Source organism: Hydrogenophaga sp. ANAO-22, from assembly GCF_042466645.1.
Classification (GTDB): domain Bacteria; phylum Pseudomonadota; class Gammaproteobacteria; order Burkholderiales; family Burkholderiaceae_C; genus Hydrogenophaga.
In genome coordinates, this window is the sequence record NZ_CP159956.1 from 3,367,419 (window position 1) to 3,383,945 (window position 16,527).

Below are 16,527 nucleotides of genomic sequence, written 5' to 3' on the forward strand. Positions count from 1 at the left end.
CCCAGCTTCGGTGCGGCAACGCACCCGAGGCTGGGGCGCCGGAATCGATGAGCGGTTGAATCCGAGCGCCCGGTGAAGGCATACCCGGGAGGGGTACTCGATAGGATGGAACGTGGGGTCGCGCCTGGTGTGGCGCCCCCGTTCGATACCTATAAACGGAGCCCCACATGCAGTCCTCCCCGCCCATGCCCGGCCTCTCGCGCCGCCACTTCAACGGCCTCGTGGCCGGTGCCGCCGTGCTGGGCGCGCCCGCGTTGCGGGCGCAGTCGGGCAACCGCATCGTGCTCGGCCAGTCGGCCGCGTTCACGGGCGCGGCGGCGCAGCTGGGTATCCAGTTCCACGCCGGCGCCAAGCTGTTTTTCGACCAGCTCAACGGCCAGGGCGGCGTGAACGGCCAGCGCATCGAGATCGTGCAGCTCGACGACGGCTACGAGCCGGACCGCTGCGCCGAAAACACCCAGAAGCTGCTGGCCAGCGAGGTGTTCGCGCTGTTCGGCTACATCGGCACGCCCACCAGCCTGGCCGCGCTGCCGCTGGCGACCAAGGCGCAGACCCCGTTCATCGCGCCCTTCACGGGGGCCATGGGCCTGCGCCAGCCGTTCAACCGGCTCGCCTTCCACCTGCGCGCCTCGTACAACGACGAGACCGCGCTGATCGTGCGCCAGCTCACCAACCTCGGCCTGAACAAGGTGGCGGTGTTCCACCAGAACGACGCCTACGGCAAGGCCGGCCTCGATGGCACGGTGCTCGCGCTGACGGCGCGCAACCTCAAACCCGTGGCCACGGCCACGGTGGAGCGCAACTCGGTGGATGTGGCGCAGGCCGTGGCCACCATCAACGCGGCCAAGCCCGACGCGGTGGTGCAGATCAGCGCCTACAAGTCGTGCGCGGCCTACATCCGTGCCGCGCGCGCGGCGGGCTACGGTGGCACCTTCTACAACGTGTCCTTCGTCGGCACGCAGGCCCTGGCCGACGAACTCGGCAAGGACGGCGCGGGCGTGGTGGTTTCACAGGTGGTGCCCACGCCGTACAGCGCATCGCGCCCGATCACGCGCGAGTTCATCGAAGCCATCGGCAAGGGCGGCAACAAGGTGCAGCCCAACTTCTCCAGCATGGAAGGTTTCCTGGCCGCGAGGCTGTTCAGCGAAGGCCTGCGCCGCGCAGGCTCGCGGGTCACGCGCGACAGCTTCATCAACGGCATGGAGGCCATCGGCGAACAATCCTTCGGCGGCTTCCAGGTCTCGCTGGGCCCGAACGACCACGTGGCGTCCAGCTTCGCCGAGCTGTCGATGCTCACCGGCGACGGCAAGGTGCGGACCTGAGGCCTTCTCAGCGGATCGCCGCGTAGCGCTGCTCCATTTCCTGGCGCATGGTGTTGCGCAACGTGGCCGGTTTGGGACGGCGTGGGGCTTGCCGTGGTTGTCCAGGGCAATTTGGATGAAGGCGCTGCTGTTTTCATGCGCGCTGCGCATAGAACTTTTGCTGAGGACTTCTCACTTTCGAGCATTGAGCGACGTCCCCCTCGCCTTCAAAACTCCTTGCTTGGAAATCATGAGTAAATCGATCACGAGTTCGATGTCAAACGCCAGCGGTTCCTCTGTGAGCGCAGAAGATATCGATATCACCGTCTCTAACCACTCTTTCGGTTCATACGTCCACGAGAACTTGCCTGATGCCGACTCGTCTATTTCCGAGGCCGCAAGTGAGCGGTCCAATGACTCTTCGGAAATGGCCGATTCTTTCTTTGCTGGTTTTAATATTTCTTTCAAAGAAGAGGGGATAAAGAGAAGCCTCAGCTTAAGGCTTGACCAGGAAAGCAATGGGGAAGGCGCCCCGAAAAAGATTCAAGACCGGAGCTTGGCTGAAAAGGACCTTGCGGAAGCAAAGGACGCAACGCTTGAGCCCGTTCAAAAGGTCCATATCCAGAATCTGGCGGACCATGTCAATCAGATTGAACACAAAAATCCTTCGTTATCTCAACTCTGGAAAAAATGGAGTCTGGGTGAAAAAATCCTGGCAGTCCTTGTTAGTCCGATAGCCATTCCAATTTATCTCGGTTATCTTGGCCTTCGTGCCTTCTATAGAAACGTGTTACAGCCGATTGGCAACTTCGTGGTCAAGGTGGGCAGCCTGATCAAGCAGGGCATTGCGAAGGTGGGCCAGTTCTTCGCTGATGTGGGCAGTGCCATCTTTCGGAACGTGCTCAAACCCATCGGCAACTTCGTGGTCAAGGTGGGCAGCCTGATCAAGCAGGGCATTGCGAAGGTGGGCCAGTTCTTCGCTGATGTGGGCAGCGCCATCTTTCGGAACGTGCTCAAACCCATCGGCAACTTCGTGGTCAAGGTGGGCAGCCTGATCAAGCAGGGCATTGCGAAGGTGGGCCAGTTCTTCGCTGATGTGGGCAGTGCCATCTATCGGAACGTGCTGAAACCCATCGGCAACTTCGTGGTCAAGGTGGGCAGCCTGATCAAGCAGGGCATTGCGAAGGTGGGCCAGTTCTTCGCTGATGTGGGCAGCGCCATCTTTCGGAACGTGCTCAAACCCATCGGCAACTTCGTGGTCAAGGTCGGCAGCCTGATCAAGCAGGGCATTGCGAAGGTGGGCCAGTTCTTCGCTGATGTGGGCAGTGCCATCTATCGGAACGTGCTCAAACCCATCGGCAACTTCGTGGTCAAGGTGGGCAGCCTGATCAAGCAGGGCATTGCGAAGGTGGGCCAGTTCTTCGCTGATGTGGGCAGTGCCATCTATCGGAACGTGCTCAAACCCATCGGCAACTTCGTGGTCAAGGTGGGCAGCCTGATCAAGCAGGGCATTGCGAAGGTGGGCCAGTTCTTCGTTGATGTGGGCAGCTTCATCTATCGGAACGTGCTGAAACCCATCGGCAACTTCGTGGTCAAGGTGGGCAGCCTGATCAAGCAGGGCATTGCGAAGGTGGGCCAGTTCTTCGTTGATGTGGGCAGTGCCATCTTTCGGAACGTGCTGAAACCCATCGGCAACTTCGTGGTCAAGGTCGGCAGCGTGATCAAGCAGGGCATTGCGAAGGTGGGCCAGTTCTTCGCATATATCGGGCGAGGTCTCCGGGACGTCTGGAACGCACTGTGGGACAACCAACGAAACGTTTCTGAGGGAGGCGCAGCGCATCCAACCTGAACCACTGATCGAGTCGAATCGCCCTGCAATTCCGATTGAAGCGCTGACGGTGCGCCACACTCTCAGCGGATCGCCGCGTAGCGCTGTTCCATTTCCTGGCGCATGGTCTTGCGCAGCGTGGCCGCCGCGTGCCGGCGGTGCTCGTCGGGCGTGCCGGGTTCGAGCGGCGGCACGGCCTGGGGCTTGCCGTGGTCGTCCACCGCGATCATGGTGAAGAAGCAGCTGTTCACGTGCCGCTGCGCCTGGGTGCGGATGTTCTCCGCGATCACCTTGATGCCGACTTCCATCGACGAGGTGCCGGTGTGGTTCACGGCGGCGAGGAAGGTGAGCAGTTCACCCACCTGGATCGGCTGGCGGAACATCACCTGATCCACGCTGAGCGTGACCACGTAGGACGCCGCGTAGCGGCTGGCGCAGGCGAAGGCCACCTGGTCGAGCAGCTTGAGCACGGTGCCGCCGTGCACCTTGCCCGAGAAGTTGGCGGTGTCGGGGGTCATCAGCACCGTCATGCTGAGTTGGTGTCGGGGCAGTTCCATGAATCGGTCCGTGGGTCGGTTGGCGCAAGAGCGGGGCGCAGGCGGGTGATTCTGCAGGCATTAAAGAAGCTGTTTCGAATATCCGGATTTTCAAGCTAACCTCGGGCTCCCCCACCACAGGAGACCATCATCAACACCCGTTTTGTCCCGCTGGCGCTCGCCGCCTTGCTGAGCACCGCCGCCTGGGCCGGCCCCCAGGACCCTTCGCCTTTCGACGGCACGCGTTACGCCCCTCAGAAAGCGCTGTACGACTTCAACTTCGCCAAGCCGCTCGAGGGCAAGGCGGCGTTCGGCTACATCAAGAACCACCTGCGCGCGATCAAGGAATACGGCGACCCGGCCCGATCGCACATCGTGATCGTGGCGCACGGCAACGAGCTGCACGCTTTCTCGCGCCTCAACCGCGCGGCCTACCCGGACATGTACGAGGAACTCAAGGCGCTGAAGGACGCGGGCGTGACGATCCGCGTGTGCAGCAACGCGGCGCGTTCGCGCGGTTACAAGCCCGACGAGTTCTACGACGTGATCACCGTCGTGCCGGCCGCCGTGATCGACCTGGCCAAGTGGCAGAACGAGGGCTACAGCTACATGTACGCCGAGAGCTTCCCGCGCCTCACGCGCGAGGAGCTCGTGAAGCAGACGATCGAACTGCAGTAAGCCACGGACGGCCGGCTCAGGCCGGGGCGGCGCCCTGCACGGTGGGCGCCGCCTCGGTGAGCGCATCGGCCGCGCGCAGGCCGTCGGCCTCGGTCCGGTAGAGGTGCAGGCGCGGCCCTGTTTCCAGGTGCCCCGCCAGGCGCAACACGTTTTCCACCGGCAGCTTGATGCCGACCAGGTGCAGTTCGATGCGCTGGTCGTCGAGCTGTTCGCGCAGGCGGCCGAAGGCTTCGGCGCCGGTGGCGTCGATCCAGTTGATCGGGTGCGCGATCAGCATCACGTGGCGGGTGTCGGGGTGGGCCGCGATGTGTTCGGACACGGCGCGCTCGAAGCCGTTGGCGGTGGCGAAGTCCAGCGCGGCGTCCATGCGCAGCGCATACAGGCGCGGCGCCAGCGGCGGCAGTTTCCAGAGGTGGCGGTCGCGCAGGCTGCCGTCGGGGTGCAGGCCCACTTCGATGATGCGCGGGTGCAGCCGCAGATAGAGAAAGTGCGACAGCGCCATGAGCACGCCCGCCAGCACGCCCCAGTACAGGCGCGGCGCGGCCAGCACCGTCACCGCGAAGGTGATGCCGGCGATCACCGTCTCCACGCGCGAGAGCTTCCACAGCTGGCTGAAGGCGCGCGGCTTGATCAGGCCCATCACCGCCACCAGCACGATGGCGGCCAGCACCGCCAGCGGCACGTGGTGCAGCAGCGGGATGAACAGCAGCAGGGTGATCAGCACCACGATCACCGAGAAGATGGTGGCCCAGCCGGTCTTGGCGCCCGCGTACAGGTTGAGCGCCGAGCGCGAGAACGAGGAGCTGGTGGGGAAGGCGCCGCTCAGGCCCGAGGCCAGCTTGGCCAGGCCCTGGCCGATCAGGTCCTGGTCCTGGTCCCAGCGCTGGCCGCGCTGTCCGTTGTCCACCTTGGCGCTGGACGCGGTTTCCAGAAAGCTCACCAGCGTGATCACCAGCGTGGGCACCACCAGCTGGCCGAGCGTGGCCCAACCCGGCCAGCCGGGCCAGTAGGCGGCCGGCAGGCCCTGCGGCAGCGAGCCGATGACCGCGCCGCCCAGCGCCTCGAAGCCCACGGCGTAGCTGATGGCCGCGCTCGCCACCACCACGGTGAGCACGGTCGGAAAGCCCGGCCGCCAGCGGCGCGCCAGCACCAGCAGCGCGAAGCTGGCCACACCGAAGGCCAGCGAAGGCCAGTGCACGTTGGGCTGGGTGAACAGCGTGTCCCAGCCCGCGAAACCGAGCAGGGCCGGCAGTTGCGAGGCGATGATGAGCACCGCCGCAGCCTGCGTGAAGGCCATGAGCACGGGTGAGTTCACGAGGTTGAGCAGCCAGCCGAAGCGCGCGAAGCCCAGCGCGATCTGCAGCAGGCCGGTGAGCAGGGCGAGCCACACCGCCAGCGCCACCCATTGCGCGCTGCCAGGTTCGGCCAACCCGCTGAGCGAGGCGCCCACCAGCAGGCAGGTGAGCGCGGTGGGCCCGACCGAGAGGCGCGGCGAGGCGCTGAACAGCACCGCGATCAGCGCCGGCAGCAGCGAGGCGTAGATGCCGGTGACCAGCGGCATGCCCGCCAGCGCGGCGTAGGCCACGCCCTGCGGGATCACCATGAGGCCGACGGTGAGGCCGGCCAAGGCCTCGCCGCGCAGGAGGGCGGCGTCGGGGCGCGGCCAGCGGAGGAAGGGGAACAGGCGATGGGAACGTGACATGCCCCGATCCTACTGGGCCCGGGCCGCGCTCAGGCCGCGCAATGCAGGAACCGGGTGTCGAGAAAGGCCTCCATGCCTTCAATGCCCGACTCGCTGCCGTACCCGCTGTCCTTGACGCCACCAAACGGGGCCTCGGGCACCGAGACGCCCAGGTTGTTGACGGCCAGGCTGCCGACTTCCAGCCGTTCCGAAACGGCCAGGATGGCGCGCGCGCTGTCGGTGAAGAGGTAGCCGGCCAGGCCGTAGGGGTTGTGATTGGCCATGGCGATGGCGCCGTCCAGGGTGTCGAACGGCAGCGCGCAGGCCACCGGGCCGAACGGCTCCTCCTGCATGGCCGCCGCGTCGTGCGGCACGTCGGCGAGCAGGGTGGGTGCCACGAAGTGGCCGGCATCGGGGGCGTCGCCGGCGAGCTTGCGCGCGCCCTGGGCCACGGTGCGTTCGATCAGCTGCGTTAGTGCGGCCTGCCGTCGGCCGTTGGCCACCGGCCCCATCTGGGTCTGGGCGTCCAGGCCTGGACCCAGGCGCAAGGACTGGCTGGCGTGCGAGAAGGCGTCGAGGAAGTCGCCGTAGAGCCGGCGAGCGACATAGAAGCGCGTGGGCGCCAGGCAGGCCTGCCCGGCGTTGCGGAACTTCTGCGCCACCAGCAGGGGCACGGCGCGCGCCAGGTCCGCGTCCTCGCAGAGAATCACCGGCGCGTGGCCGCCGAGTTCGAGCGTGATGCGCTTGAGGTGGCGGCCGGCCTGCTGAGCCAGGTGACGGCCCACCGGCACCGAACCGGTGAAGCTCAGCTTGCGGATGGTGGGTGAGGCGATGAAGGTGTCCGAGACCTCGGCTGGCACGCCATAGACCAGTTGCAACACGCCGGGGGGCAGTTCCTGGTGGAGGCAGTCGACCATGGCGGCGACGCTGGCTGGCGTTTCTTCCGCGCCCTTGAGGATGATCGAGCAACCGGCGGCGAGGGCGCCGCCCAGTTTGCGCGCCGAGAGCACGAGCGGGAAGTTCCAGGGCGAGAACGCCGCCACCGGGCCGACCGGCGATTTGAGCACCGTCATGCGGCTGTCGGGGGTGCGCGCGGGGATCACACGGCCGTACACGCGCCGTGCTTCCTCGGCGTACCACTTGATCAGGTCGGCGGCCATGGCGCATTCGGCGCGCGCCTCGGCCAGGGGCTTGCCCTGCTCCAGCGTGAGCAGCCGGGCGATGTGCTCGCTCTGTTCGCGCAGCCGTGCCACGCCGCGCTCCAGGCGCGCGCAGCGTTCGTGTGCCGGGACGCGGCGCCATTGTTCGAAGGCCGGGCCGGTGGCGTCCAGCGCGTCCTGCAGATCCTGCGCGCTGGCCAGGGCCAGCTCGCCCAGCATCTCGGCGTTGGCCGGGTTCACCACCGGCATGCGGTGCGCGCCGGCGCCACGGCGCCAGGTGCCCGCGATCAGCAGGTCGGGGCAGCGGTAGAGGTCGGTGCTCATATGTTGCGTCCCCCATCCACGTCCAGGCACACGCCGGTGAGGTAGCTGGCTTCGTCGGACGCCAGGAAGGCCACGGCCGAGGCCACGTCGTCGGGACGGGTGAAGCGTCCCAACGGAATGCGCGCGAGAAAGCGCTCTCGGTTCTGCGGCGTGTCCTCCATGCCCATGAAGTCGCCCAGCATCGCGGTCTCGCCGATCATGGGGTTGACGGCGTTGACCCGCACGCCGGCGCGCGCGAATTCGAGCGCCAGGCCCTTGGTGAGGTTGATCATGGCGGCTTTGCTGCCGCTGTACCAGGTCAGGCCGGGCCCCGGGCGCACGCCGGTGGTGGAGGCCACGTTGATGATGCTGCCTTCGCCCTGTGCGACGAAACCCGGCAGCACCGAGTGCGCGGACCAGAAGAGGCTTTTGAGGTTGACGCGGTAGACCCGGTCGAACTCGTCTTCCGTCACCTCCAGCGCGGGTTTGTTGCGGTGCGTGGTGCCGGCGTTGTTGACCATGATGTGCAGGCCGCCGAGCGTCTGGCGGGTGTGCGCCACCATGTCGCGGAAGGCGGCTTCGCTCGCGACGTCGCAGGCCGTGGCGGCAGCCTGGATCCCGGCGGCGCGGAGTTCGGCGGCGACGCGTTCGGCGCCTTCGAGGTTGAGGTCGGCGATCATCACGGCGGCGCCGCGCTGGCCGAGTCGCCGCGCAATGGACGCACCGAAGCCGGAGGCGCCACCGGTGACGATGGCGACCTTGTTGTGGAGTTGCATGGGATTTCCTTTAGAGATCGAGCACCAGCCGGTTGCCGGCGCATCGCGAGACACAAACCATCAGCCGCTGCTGCGCGGCCCGCTCCTGGGGTGAGAGCACCGCATCGAGGTGCAGGGCCTGGCCTTCGAGGATCGGGGCCTCGCAGGTGCCGCACAGGCCCTCGCGGCAGGAGGCCGGATGGCCCACCCCGAGCCGCTCCAGCGCGTCGAGCACGCTTTCGTGGGGCGACACCGTGGTGGTCAGACCGCTGCGCGAGAGCCGCAGTTCAAAGGCCTGCCGCTCGCCGGCGGCGGCGGGGGCGGCCTGAAAGCGTTCCATGCGCACCGAGCCGGCAGGCCAGTGGGCCGTGGCTTGCACGAGGGCGTCGAGCATGGGCGCGGGGCCGCAGGCATAGATGGCATCCCGGCGCACCTCGGCCAGGCGCTCGCCCAGGTTCAACGGGCCGCCGGCCTCGTCGTCGAAATGGGTGTGCAATCGCGCGCCGGCCAGGGCCTTGAGCTCGTCCCGGTAGGCCAGTCGCGAGGCGCTGCGGGCGCAGGCCAGCAGGTTCCAGTCCAGTCCCCGCGCAGCGCATTGCTGCGCCATCGCAAAGATGGGGGTGATGCCGATGCCGCCGGCCAGCAGCAGCACCTTGTGGTGAGCCGGGTCCATGGCGAACAGGTTGCGGGGTGCACTGACCCGCAGGGGCTGGCCGACGCGCAGCCGTTCGTGGACCCACTGGGAGCCGCCTCGGCTGGCGCTGTCCCACCCCACCGCCACGAGGTAGCTGGTCTGCCGCGCTTCGCCCAGCGCGTTGACCAGCGAGTACTGGCGTGTGAGGCCATTGGGCAGTGAAAGGTCGATGTGCGCGCCCGCGCAGGCGCCGGGCAGCGGCGCCCCGCCCGGCTGCCGGAGTTCGACCGCGAGCACGTCGCGGGCCACGGCCCGCACCGCACTCACGAGGACGTCGGTGCCGGTGCTCATGGGGCGGGGGGCGCGCCGGCCTCGGCCTTGCTCAGCCGGTCGATCAGCCAGCGGGCCTGGTTCAGGCCGGCGTCGGCCGCGATCGGGATCATCGGACGGTTGGGCGCGAGCTGGATGACCTTCTGCTGCGCTTCGATCATGGTGCGGTCTTCCTCGAAGGCCACCACCACGTCCCGGTAGATCTGTTCGGTCATGGCGTCGTTGTCGAGTTCGAAGTCGCGCGCCTGGCAGAACCAGTAGTGGCTGGTGTGCTCCGTCTCGGGCGTCTGGATCGAGGTGTGGCGGAACTGCAGGGCTTGGGGCACGCGCGTGCCCTGGGGTGCACCCGAGCCGGCCGGGGCCGAGCCGGCGTCCATGCGCAGCAGCGCGGGCGGCGACCATTGGTAGATCTGCCAGCGGTCCACCTTGCCTTCGAAACGGGCGACCCGCTTGTGCAGGTTGGGCATCTCGTCGTCGAGGTACCAGCGGGTGATGGTCAGGGTGCCGTTGCCCTGCGTGTCGCGCTCGATCCGCGGCTTGAGGTCGGCCGCGCTGCTGGTGCCCAGCGTGGTGGGGTGCACCCAGGCCAGGTGGGTGAAGTCCAGCAGGTTGTCGACGATCAGCTTGTAGTTGGCCTGGTAGTGGATGTAGCCGGGCTTCATGCGCCATTCGGGCGAGTCGTGCCAGAAGAAGTCGACGATGTCGGCCGCATCGGCCAGGGCGGGGTCGCCCATCCAGATCCAGACCAGTCGGTTGCGCTCCACCACCGGGTAGCTGCGCACGCAGACCTTGGGGGGCACCAGGTCCTGGCCGGGGATCTCCACACAGGCACCGGTGGGGTCGAACTTGAGGCCGTGGTACATGCAGCGCACGCAGTCGCCTTCCCTGCGCCCCAGGTGCAGGGGAGCGGCGCGGTGGCAGCAGCGGTTTTCCAGGGCCACGGCGCGGCCCAGGCTGTCGCGGTAGAGCAGCACGGGCTCGTTGAGCAGCGTGCGTTCGAACAGGCCCTCGGCGGGGACTTCGATGTCCCAGGCGGCCACGTACCAGGCGTTGCGGATGAACATGGGGTTTCCTTCTTGTCTTGATTCGGCGAAGTGGTTCAGCTGCGGGCTTCACGCGCGCGCAGTCCTTGCTTGAACTGGCGCAGCAGCGGTTGCAGCACGGCCAGGGCGCAGCACAGCAGCAGCACGGCCGCGATGGGGCGGTGCAGGAAGATGGACCAGTCGCCCGAGGACACGGTGAGCGTCTGGCGCAGGGTGGATTCGAGGATGTCGCCGAGCACCAGACCGAGCACCAGGGGGATCACGGGCAAACGGCCCAGCGCGCAAGCCCAGCCGAGCAGGCCTGCGCCCATGGCCACCCACACGCCGTACATGGAGCTGGTGGTGGAGTAGGCGCCGGTGAAGCACAAGGCCAGGATGGCTGCCCCCAGCCAGCGCGGGTCGAGCTGGCTCAGTCGGGCGAAAGGCCGGGCCAGGAACAACAGCATCAGGATGATGGCGAGGTTGATCGAGATCAGGCCGGCGAAGATGCCGTAGACCAGGTCGGGCTTGTCGGCGAACAGCGTCGGTCCCGGAACGATGCCGTGCACGATGAAGACGCCCATGATGATGGCGGTGATGGCGTCGCCTGGAATGCCCAGCGTGAGCACCGTGAGCATGGCGCCCCCGCTGTTGGCGTTGTTGGCGGTCTCGGCGGCCACGATGCCTTCGGGGTTGCCCTTGCCGTAGCTGTCGGGGTCTTTCGAGGCGCGGCGCGCGGCGAAGTAGGACATGGTGGTCGACAGGGCCGAACCCACGCCGGGCAGGATGCCGATGGCCGTGCCGATGCCCAGCGAGCGCAGCAGCGTGCGGGGGTAGCGCAGGGGTTCCAGGAAGTGCCCGATCTGTGGTTTGCCGAAGGCCGCGAGGGGTTTGCCCGACGCCTCGGGCGTGCTGGCCAGCAACACCAGCGCCTGGGCGATGCCGAAGAGACCGATCACCATCGGCACCAGTGGCAGACCGCTTTGCAAGGCGGTCCAGTCGAAGGTGAACCGCTGTTCGTTGGAGGTGGGATCGATGCCCACGGTGCCAACGAGCAGGCCGACGCCGATCATCATCACCGCGGCACCCAGCTGGCGTTCGTAGGCCCGGGCGATGAAGATGATCGCCAGCAGGGCCGCCATGAAGTTCTCGGCTGCGCCGAAGCGGCTGGTGAACTGCGAGATCGGTGCGGCCACGAAGGCCAGCACCAGCGCGCTCGCGATGCCTCCGATGAATGCCGAGGCGAAGGCCAGCGAGAGGGCACGCTCGGCCTCGCCGCGCTCGGCCATGGGCGCGCCGTCGAACATGGTCATGATCGAGGACGCTTCGCCCGGTGTGCGGATCAGGATCGAGGTGACCGCGCCGCCGTAGTAGGCGCCGACGTAGATGCCCAGCAGCAGCGTGATGCCGGCCAGCGGGCTCATGCCGTAGGTGAGGGGCAGCATCACGGCGATCGCCACGCCCGGGCCGATGCCGGGGAGGATGCCGATCACGATGCCGGTGAAGGCGCCGATGGCAATGGCCAGCAGCACCACGGGTTCGGCCAGTCCGGCGAAGCCCACGAAAGGTTCCAGCCAGCTCATGCCGTCCACCCCGCGATCCAGGGTTCGGGGAACCACACGTTGAAGCCGAGCACGAACACCAGGTACAGCACCGCGGCCGTCACCACCGCGAACACCGCCGAGCGCCGCCAGGGCAGGCCGGCCCAGCGCGTGACCGCCAGCAGGAAGACGGCGACCCCAGGCGCGAAGCCCGCCAGCAGCACGGCGGGCACCAGCAGCACGAACAGCAGCAGGCCACCGGCGGCCACGCCCACGCGGGCGTTGCCGGTGTCGACCTCCTCGCCGCCCAGCGCCTGGTCGCCGCGGTGCCACAGGCTGGCCAGGTGGGAGAGGGCCCCCAACACGATCAGGGCGGCGGCGATCAGGGGAAAGGCGCCGGCCGACTCGTACCAGCGCTGGGCCAGCTCCATGCCCCCGACCAGGGAAGACAGGTTCAGCGACAGCAGCAGGGCCAGCAGGCCCAGCGCCACGGAAAGACATCGCGCCACGGCGCCCGGCATGCTCATGGTGTGCTCACTTCTTCACCAGGCCCAGCGATTCCATGACCGGCCGCAGCCAGGCGGTGTCCTGCTGAATCAGGGCGGCGGTTTGCTCGGGCGACATGTGGTCGAAGAAGGTGCCCGATTTCTCGGCATAGGCCTTCACGCCAGGGTCCTGCAGCGCCGCCTCCAGCGCCTTGGCCAGGGTCTGAACGATCTCGGGCGGCGTGCCCTTGGGGGCGAACAGGCCGGTCCAGATCGACACATCGAAGCCGTAGCCGAGTTCCTTGACGGTCGGCACGTCCGGGAAGGCGGGGAGGCGCTTGGGCGTCATGGTGACGAGCACGCGCGCATTGCCGGCCTTGACCTGGCCCATGATGTTGATCGACTCGACGGTCACGACGTCGGCGTCGCCCGCGTTGAGCTGGGTGTAGCCCGGCGAGGGGAAGGCCACGAGCTTGGCTTTCCAGCCATCGGTGCCGGCCATGCGCACCACGGTCTGGGTGGGCACGGCGCCCGGGCCGAAGTTGCCCAGGATCACGTCCTTGCCACTGGCCTTGGCGTGGGCGGCCAGCTCCTTCATGGTCTTGAAGGGCGCATCGGTCTTGGTGGCCACCACGAAGGGCAACACGTTGTAGATGCCGATCGGCGTCATGTCGGCCATGGTGTAGGGCGCGTTGCCCGCGATCACCTGCGACACCGCCGGCCCGATGTTGATCGAACCCAGGGTGTAGCCGTCGGGGTGGGCCTTGACGAACTCGGCCGTGCCGATCACCGCCTGGCCACCGGGTTTGTTGATCACCTGCACCGGCACGCGCAGCTGTTTGCTCAGCGCCTGCGAGACGGTTCGCATGCCCACGTCGGCCGAGGTGCCGGCGGGCCAGGGAACGATGACCTCGATGGGCTTGCTCGGGTAGCGGGCCTGGGCATGGGTCAGCCCGGCGGCCAGCAGGCCGGCGCCGGCGATCAGGGTGGTGCGCAGGACGAGGCTGCGGCGAGAGCGTGAGGTCGTCATGGGGGTGTCTCCAGTCGTTCGAGGTGAGGAAGGCGTGAGGGGATGCTATTGAGGGTGGGTGCCGTGGACCAAATCGCTTTTGCCGACCTATGATCAGAAAATCAGATCTCAGTACTAACCCTTGCATCCATGAAACTGCAGACCCTGCAAGCGCTGATCGACATCGAGGAGCTCGGCAGCATCCGGGCGGCGGCGGGCCGCATGCACTTGTCGCAGCCCGCGCTGACGGCGGCGGTGCAGCAGCTCGAGGAAGAGCTGCAGGCCCCCTTGCTGCTGCGCAGCAAGCAGGGCGTGACCTTCACCAGCTTCGGCCAGGCCTTCATGCGGCATGCGCGCCTGATCGTGTCCCAGAGCCAGCGGGCGCAGGACGAGATCGCCCAGTTGCGCGGACTGTGGGAGGGGCAGGTGCGGTTCTCGACCTCGCCGGCCATCGCGTTGTCGATCCTGCCGCAGGCCCTGGCCTCGTTCTCGGCCAAGTACCCCGGCGTGATGCTGTCGGTGCGCGACGGGCTCTACCCCGGCATCACCCCCGCGCTGCGCGACGGCACGCTCGACTTCGCGATCACGCCGGCGCACCGGCAGGAGGTGCAGAGCGATCTGGTGGCCGAGCCGCTGTACCAGAGCGACATCGTCATCGTGGCGCACAAGGGTCACGCGCTGGCCGGCGCCACCAGCGTGGCCGAGTTGCGCGAGTGCCAGTGGGTGCTCTCCAGTGCGCCCGGCGGGCCGGGCGCGGTGATCGAGGAGCTGTTCGCCGGGCAGGGGCTGGGTGCGCCCCGGTTGGGCATGGTGTGCGAGTCTTTTCTCGCCTTGCCTGGCGTGGTGGTGCATTCGCAGATGGTCTCGACCATGCCGCGCACCCTGTTCGAGATGAACGCGTTCCGCGACGGCCTGTGCATCGTTCCGATTCAGGAAGCGATGCCCAGCCCGACCATCTGCGTGCTGCGCCGGCACGATCTGCCGCTGACGCCTGCCGCGCGCGAACTGATCGGCTGGATCCAGCACGTGGCGCTGGCCGAGCGGCGCTCGCCACGGCCGGGCTGAGCACGGCCGACCGTTGGTCAGGCGCCTGCGGTTCGTGCTCGCGATCCATCGCCTCGTGCCTGATTCTGCGCGAGCGGACACGCGGCGCGAACCGCTGCGAAAAGGCCGGTCACTCACAGCGAACCCTGTCGATCCGCTTCGCTTCGAGGAGCCGTGCCATGTTCTCAAGCCTCATCAGCCGTTTTCACGGTGCCCTTGCCCCCGCGCAGGCCGATGCCGGTCCTGCCGCCCGTTTGCCACCGCGCCCGGCGTTCGAGCCGCCGCAACAGGCCGATGCCCTCGTCGCCAACGACCAGCTCCGGGGATTCCTGAGCGCCCTGATGCGGCAGCACGGGGAGGGGCGCATCCCCGACGGCGAGTGGCCCTCGATCGCCCGGTACCTGATGGGTCGGGGTGAGGCACTGCCCCCGTCGGTCGCGCACCTGGCCTTGCCCTGGCCGCGCGCCCGTGCCACCGGGGTGGCCCTGCACGCGTTTTTCTGCTCCGAGCGGTCGGGCGTCCCCGACGCCCCTGAGGCCATCGTCGCCCGGCTCCGGGCGCTGTTGAAACACCTGAAGGCGCAGGCGCAGGAGGAGTCCTGGCTGTCCCATGGCTTCCGGATGGAGTTCCAGTCCTTGTGCGACGACCCGTCCATCGGGCCGCTGGACCGCATCGAAGTGGTGGACATCGCCGTGCTTCAGCTCGGCCCCATGGGCGGTGAACAGCTCCGCGAATGCGTGCAGCGCATCGCCAGGCTCCAGGGCCTGCTGCCTGCAGATGCGTATCCCTGCATCCGCGACGTGCTGTCGAGAATCGCCAACGAGGCGAGCTGGCAGCTGGACCTGTTCGGCCTGAGGGAAGAACCTCTGCTGCCGGCTCAGCGCTGCGGCATGTCCTTGGCCGAGTAGCCCAGGCTGACGCCAGCGTCCGCCGGGATCGGCGGCACGCTCTCGTTCCAGCTCACCCACTGTTCGCGCATGCGCGCCAGCCGCTCGGGCTCGCGCGCGGCGAGGTTGGCGCGCTCGCGCTCGTCCTTGCCGATGTTGAACAGGTACTCGTGCCCATCCACCTGCAGGTATTTCCAGTCGCCCTCGCGCAGCGCGCGCTGGCCCCGGTGGTTCATGCGCCAGTAGAGTGGGCGCTCGAAGCGCTGCGCGGGGTCGCGCAGCACCTGGAGCAGGCTCACGCCGTCCAGGGGCCAGTCCGGGTCGGCCTGGCCGCCGCCGGCTTCGAGCAGGGTGGCCGACCAGTCCATGGTCATGCAGTGCTGGGTGCTCACCGTACCGGCGGGAATGGCGGCGGGCCAGTGCGCGATCCAGGGCACGCGGATGCCGCCTTCGGTCAGGTCCATCTTGCCGCCCACCAGCGGCCAGTTGTCCGAGAAACGCTCGCCGCCGTTGTCGCTGGTGAAGACGATCAGGGTGTTCTCTTCCAGCCCCTCTTCGCGCAGCGCGGCCATGAGGCGGCCGATGCCTTCGTCCATGTGGTGGATCATGCGGCGGTAGGTCTGCACGTCGCCGCCGTGCAGGTGGAACAGGTTCTTCGCCACGTCCGAGGCCACGTGCGCGTCGTCGCGCGTTTCCCAGGGCCAGTGCGGCGCGGTGTAGTGCAGGCTGAGCAGGAAGGGCTGGCCGGCTTTCGCGTCGGCCGCGCGCTGGCGCACGTGGTCCACCGCGCGCTGCGACAGCACGTCGGTGAGGTAGCCCACCTCGTGGTGCTCCTGCTCGTCGATGTAGAGGTCGTGTTCGCCGCTGGACGAGCAGTGGGTGAAGTAATCCACGCCGCCGGCCATGATGCCGAAAAACTCGTCGTAGCCCGAGCGGCGCGGGCCGAACGAGGGCGGGTAGCCCAGGTGCCATTTGCCGATGAGGGCCGTGTGGTAACCGGCCTTCTTCAGCAGCGACGGCAAGGTGGGCACCTCGGGCGGCAGGCCCAGCGTGGTGCTGCCCTTGCTGCGGCTGTTGATGGGCTCTTCCATCGCGCCGCGCAGCCGGTACTGGTAGCGCATGGTGATGAGCGCGAAGCGCGTGGGCGAGCACACCGGCGAATTGGCGTAGCCCTGGGTGAATTTCACGCCGCCGGCGGCCAGGCGGTCGATGTGCGGCGAGACGGCGCCGAAGTCGGCCTCGCGCCCGCCGTAGCAGCCGAGGTCGGCGTAGCCGAGGTCGTCGCAGACGATGTAGATGAGGTTGGGGCGTTGCTGCGTTGAGGTCATGGTGT

Annotated in this window: 15 protein-coding genes; 5 read left to right on the forward strand and 10 right to left on the reverse strand. The window is 67.7% G+C overall.

Going from position 1 to position 16,527, the window contains the following annotated elements; genetic code table 11:
• The first annotated feature begins 167 nt into the window (after positions 1-167).
• Positions 168-1,322 (forward strand): ABC transporter substrate-binding protein, encoded by a 1,155-nt coding sequence (locus ABSY19_RS16225; RefSeq protein ID WP_382153389.1) that lies wholly within the window; start codon positions 168-170, stop codon positions 1,320-1,322.
• 115 nt (positions 1,323-1,437) lie between these two features.
• The gene (locus ABSY19_RS16230; RefSeq protein WP_382153392.1) at positions 1,438-3,150 is read left to right on the forward strand and encodes a hypothetical protein; all 1,713 of its coding nucleotides are present in this window, start codon (positions 1,438-1,440) and stop codon (positions 3,148-3,150) included.
• 62 nt (positions 3,151-3,212) lie between these two features.
• On the opposite strand, the gene ABSY19_RS16235 is transcribed toward ABSY19_RS16230, so the two are convergent.
• Entirely contained in the window at positions 3,213-3,686 is a 474-nt protein-coding gene (locus ABSY19_RS16235) for an acyl-CoA thioesterase (RefSeq protein WP_382153395.1), read from the reverse strand.
• Between the two features lie 165 nt (positions 3,687-3,851).
• On the opposite strand from ABSY19_RS16235, the gene ABSY19_RS16240 reads away from it, so the two are divergent.
• Positions 3,852-4,343, forward strand: a complete 492-nt coding sequence (locus ABSY19_RS16240; RefSeq protein WP_382153398.1) for a DsrE family protein — start codon at positions 3,852-3,854, stop codon at positions 4,341-4,343.
• Positions 4,344-4,359: 16 nt separating this feature from the next.
• On the opposite strand, the gene ABSY19_RS16245 is transcribed toward ABSY19_RS16240, so the two are convergent.
• The 8 genes from ABSY19_RS16245 to ABSY19_RS16280 are packed head-to-tail and all read right to left on the reverse strand — an operon-like array spanning position 4,360 to position 13,284.
• Complete coding sequence (locus ABSY19_RS16245) at positions 4,360-6,045, reverse strand: SulP family inorganic anion transporter (protein WP_382153401.1); 1,686 nt, start codon at positions 6,043-6,045, stop codon at positions 4,360-4,362.
• 29 nt (positions 6,046-6,074) lie between these two features.
• The gene (locus ABSY19_RS16250; RefSeq protein WP_382153404.1) at positions 6,075-7,508 is read right to left on the reverse strand and encodes an NAD-dependent succinate-semialdehyde dehydrogenase; all 1,434 of its coding nucleotides are present in this window, start codon (positions 7,506-7,508) and stop codon (positions 6,075-6,077) included.
• The gene (locus ABSY19_RS16255) at positions 7,505-8,263 is read right to left on the reverse strand and encodes an SDR family oxidoreductase (protein WP_382153407.1); all 759 of its coding nucleotides are present in this window, start codon (positions 8,261-8,263) and stop codon (positions 7,505-7,507) included. Before ABSY19_RS16255 ends, ABSY19_RS16250 begins: the two co-directional genes overlap by 4 nt.
• Positions 8,264-8,273: 10 nt before the next feature.
• Positions 8,274-9,227: a PDR/VanB family oxidoreductase gene (locus tag ABSY19_RS16260; RefSeq protein WP_382153410.1), complete on the reverse strand. Its 954-nt coding sequence runs from the start codon at positions 9,225-9,227 to the stop codon at positions 8,274-8,276.
• The gene (locus ABSY19_RS16265) at positions 9,224-10,270 is read right to left on the reverse strand and encodes a Rieske 2Fe-2S domain-containing protein (protein ID WP_382153413.1); all 1,047 of its coding nucleotides are present in this window, start codon (positions 10,268-10,270) and stop codon (positions 9,224-9,226) included. Before ABSY19_RS16265 ends, ABSY19_RS16260 begins: the two co-directional genes overlap by 4 nt.
• Positions 10,271-10,305: 35 nt before the next feature.
• On the reverse strand, positions 10,306-11,811 hold the full coding sequence (locus tag ABSY19_RS16270) for a tripartite tricarboxylate transporter permease (RefSeq protein WP_382153416.1): 1,506 nt from the start codon (positions 11,809-11,811) through the stop codon (positions 10,306-10,308).
• On the reverse strand, positions 11,808-12,296 hold the full coding sequence (locus ABSY19_RS16275) for a tripartite tricarboxylate transporter TctB family protein (RefSeq protein ID WP_382153419.1): 489 nt from the start codon (positions 12,294-12,296) through the stop codon (positions 11,808-11,810). The genes ABSY19_RS16270 and ABSY19_RS16275 overlap by 4 nt, the downstream gene beginning before the upstream one ends.
• A 7-nt stretch (positions 12,297-12,303) precedes the next feature.
• Positions 12,304-13,284 carry a tripartite tricarboxylate transporter substrate binding protein gene (locus tag ABSY19_RS16280; RefSeq protein WP_382153422.1) on the reverse strand — a complete coding sequence of 327 codons (981 nt, stop codon included), beginning with the start codon at positions 13,282-13,284 and terminating at the stop codon, positions 12,304-12,306.
• Between the two features lie 129 nt (positions 13,285-13,413).
• Between ABSY19_RS16280 and ABSY19_RS16285 the strand changes: the two genes are divergently transcribed.
• Together ABSY19_RS16285 and ABSY19_RS16290 are read left to right on the forward strand one after the other, a co-directional pair.
• Entirely contained in the window at positions 13,414-14,328 is a 915-nt protein-coding gene (locus ABSY19_RS16285; protein WP_382153425.1) for a LysR substrate-binding domain-containing protein, read from the forward strand.
• Between the two features lie 158 nt (positions 14,329-14,486).
• A complete protein-coding gene (locus tag ABSY19_RS16290; RefSeq protein WP_382153428.1) occupies positions 14,487-15,215 on the forward strand; it encodes a hypothetical protein in 729 nt (242 codons plus the stop codon).
• On the opposite strand, the gene ABSY19_RS16295 is transcribed toward ABSY19_RS16290, so the two are convergent.
• Positions 15,185-16,522, reverse strand: coding sequence for a sulfatase (locus tag ABSY19_RS16295; RefSeq protein ID WP_382153431.1), 1,338 nt, complete (start codon positions 16,520-16,522; stop codon positions 15,185-15,187). The two genes, ABSY19_RS16290 and ABSY19_RS16295, sit on opposite strands and share 31 nt — an antisense overlap.
• Between the last annotated feature and the right edge of the window lie 5 nt (positions 16,523-16,527).

Excerpts from the sequence above, each read along its gene's own strand:
- ABSY19_RS16270 (WP_382153416.1), bottom strand. The coding sequence starts at position 11,811 with ATGAGCTGGCTGGAACCTTTCGTGGGCTTCGCCGGACTGGCCGAACCC.
- ABSY19_RS16280 (WP_382153422.1), bottom strand. The coding sequence starts at position 13,284 with ATGACGACCTCACGCTCTCGCCGCAGCCTCGTCCTGCGCACCACCCTG.
- ABSY19_RS16295 (WP_382153431.1), bottom strand. The coding sequence starts at position 16,522 with ATGACCTCAACGCAGCAACGCCCCAACCTCATCTACATCGTCTGCGAC.
- ABSY19_RS16235 (WP_382153395.1), bottom strand. The coding sequence starts at position 3,686 with ATGGAACTGCCCCGACACCAACTCAGCATGACGGTGCTGATGACCCCC.
- ABSY19_RS16265 (WP_382153413.1), bottom strand. The coding sequence starts at position 10,270 with ATGTTCATCCGCAACGCCTGGTACGTGGCCGCCTGGGACATCGAAGTC.
- ABSY19_RS16255 (WP_382153407.1), bottom strand. The coding sequence starts at position 8,263 with ATGCAACTCCACAACAAGGTCGCCATCGTCACCGGTGGCGCCTCCGGC.
- ABSY19_RS16260 (WP_382153410.1), bottom strand. The coding sequence starts at position 9,227 with ATGAGCACCGGCACCGACGTCCTCGTGAGTGCGGTGCGGGCCGTGGCC.
- ABSY19_RS16250 (WP_382153404.1), bottom strand. The coding sequence starts at position 7,508 with ATGAGCACCGACCTCTACCGCTGCCCCGACCTGCTGATCGCGGGCACC.
- ABSY19_RS16275 (WP_382153419.1), bottom strand. The coding sequence starts at position 12,296 with ATGAGCATGCCGGGCGCCGTGGCGCGATGTCTTTCCGTGGCGCTGGGC.
- ABSY19_RS16245 (WP_382153401.1), bottom strand. The coding sequence starts at position 6,045 with ATGTCACGTTCCCATCGCCTGTTCCCCTTCCTCCGCTGGCCGCGCCCC.
- ABSY19_RS16285 (WP_382153425.1), top strand. The coding sequence starts at position 13,414 with ATGAAACTGCAGACCCTGCAAGCGCTGATCGACATCGAGGAGCTCGGC.
- ABSY19_RS16290 (WP_382153428.1), top strand. The coding sequence starts at position 14,487 with ATGTTCTCAAGCCTCATCAGCCGTTTTCACGGTGCCCTTGCCCCCGCG.
- ABSY19_RS16230 (WP_382153392.1), top strand. The coding sequence starts at position 1,438 with ATGAAGGCGCTGCTGTTTTCATGCGCGCTGCGCATAGAACTTTTGCTG.
- ABSY19_RS16225 (WP_382153389.1), top strand. The coding sequence starts at position 168 with ATGCAGTCCTCCCCGCCCATGCCCGGCCTCTCGCGCCGCCACTTCAAC.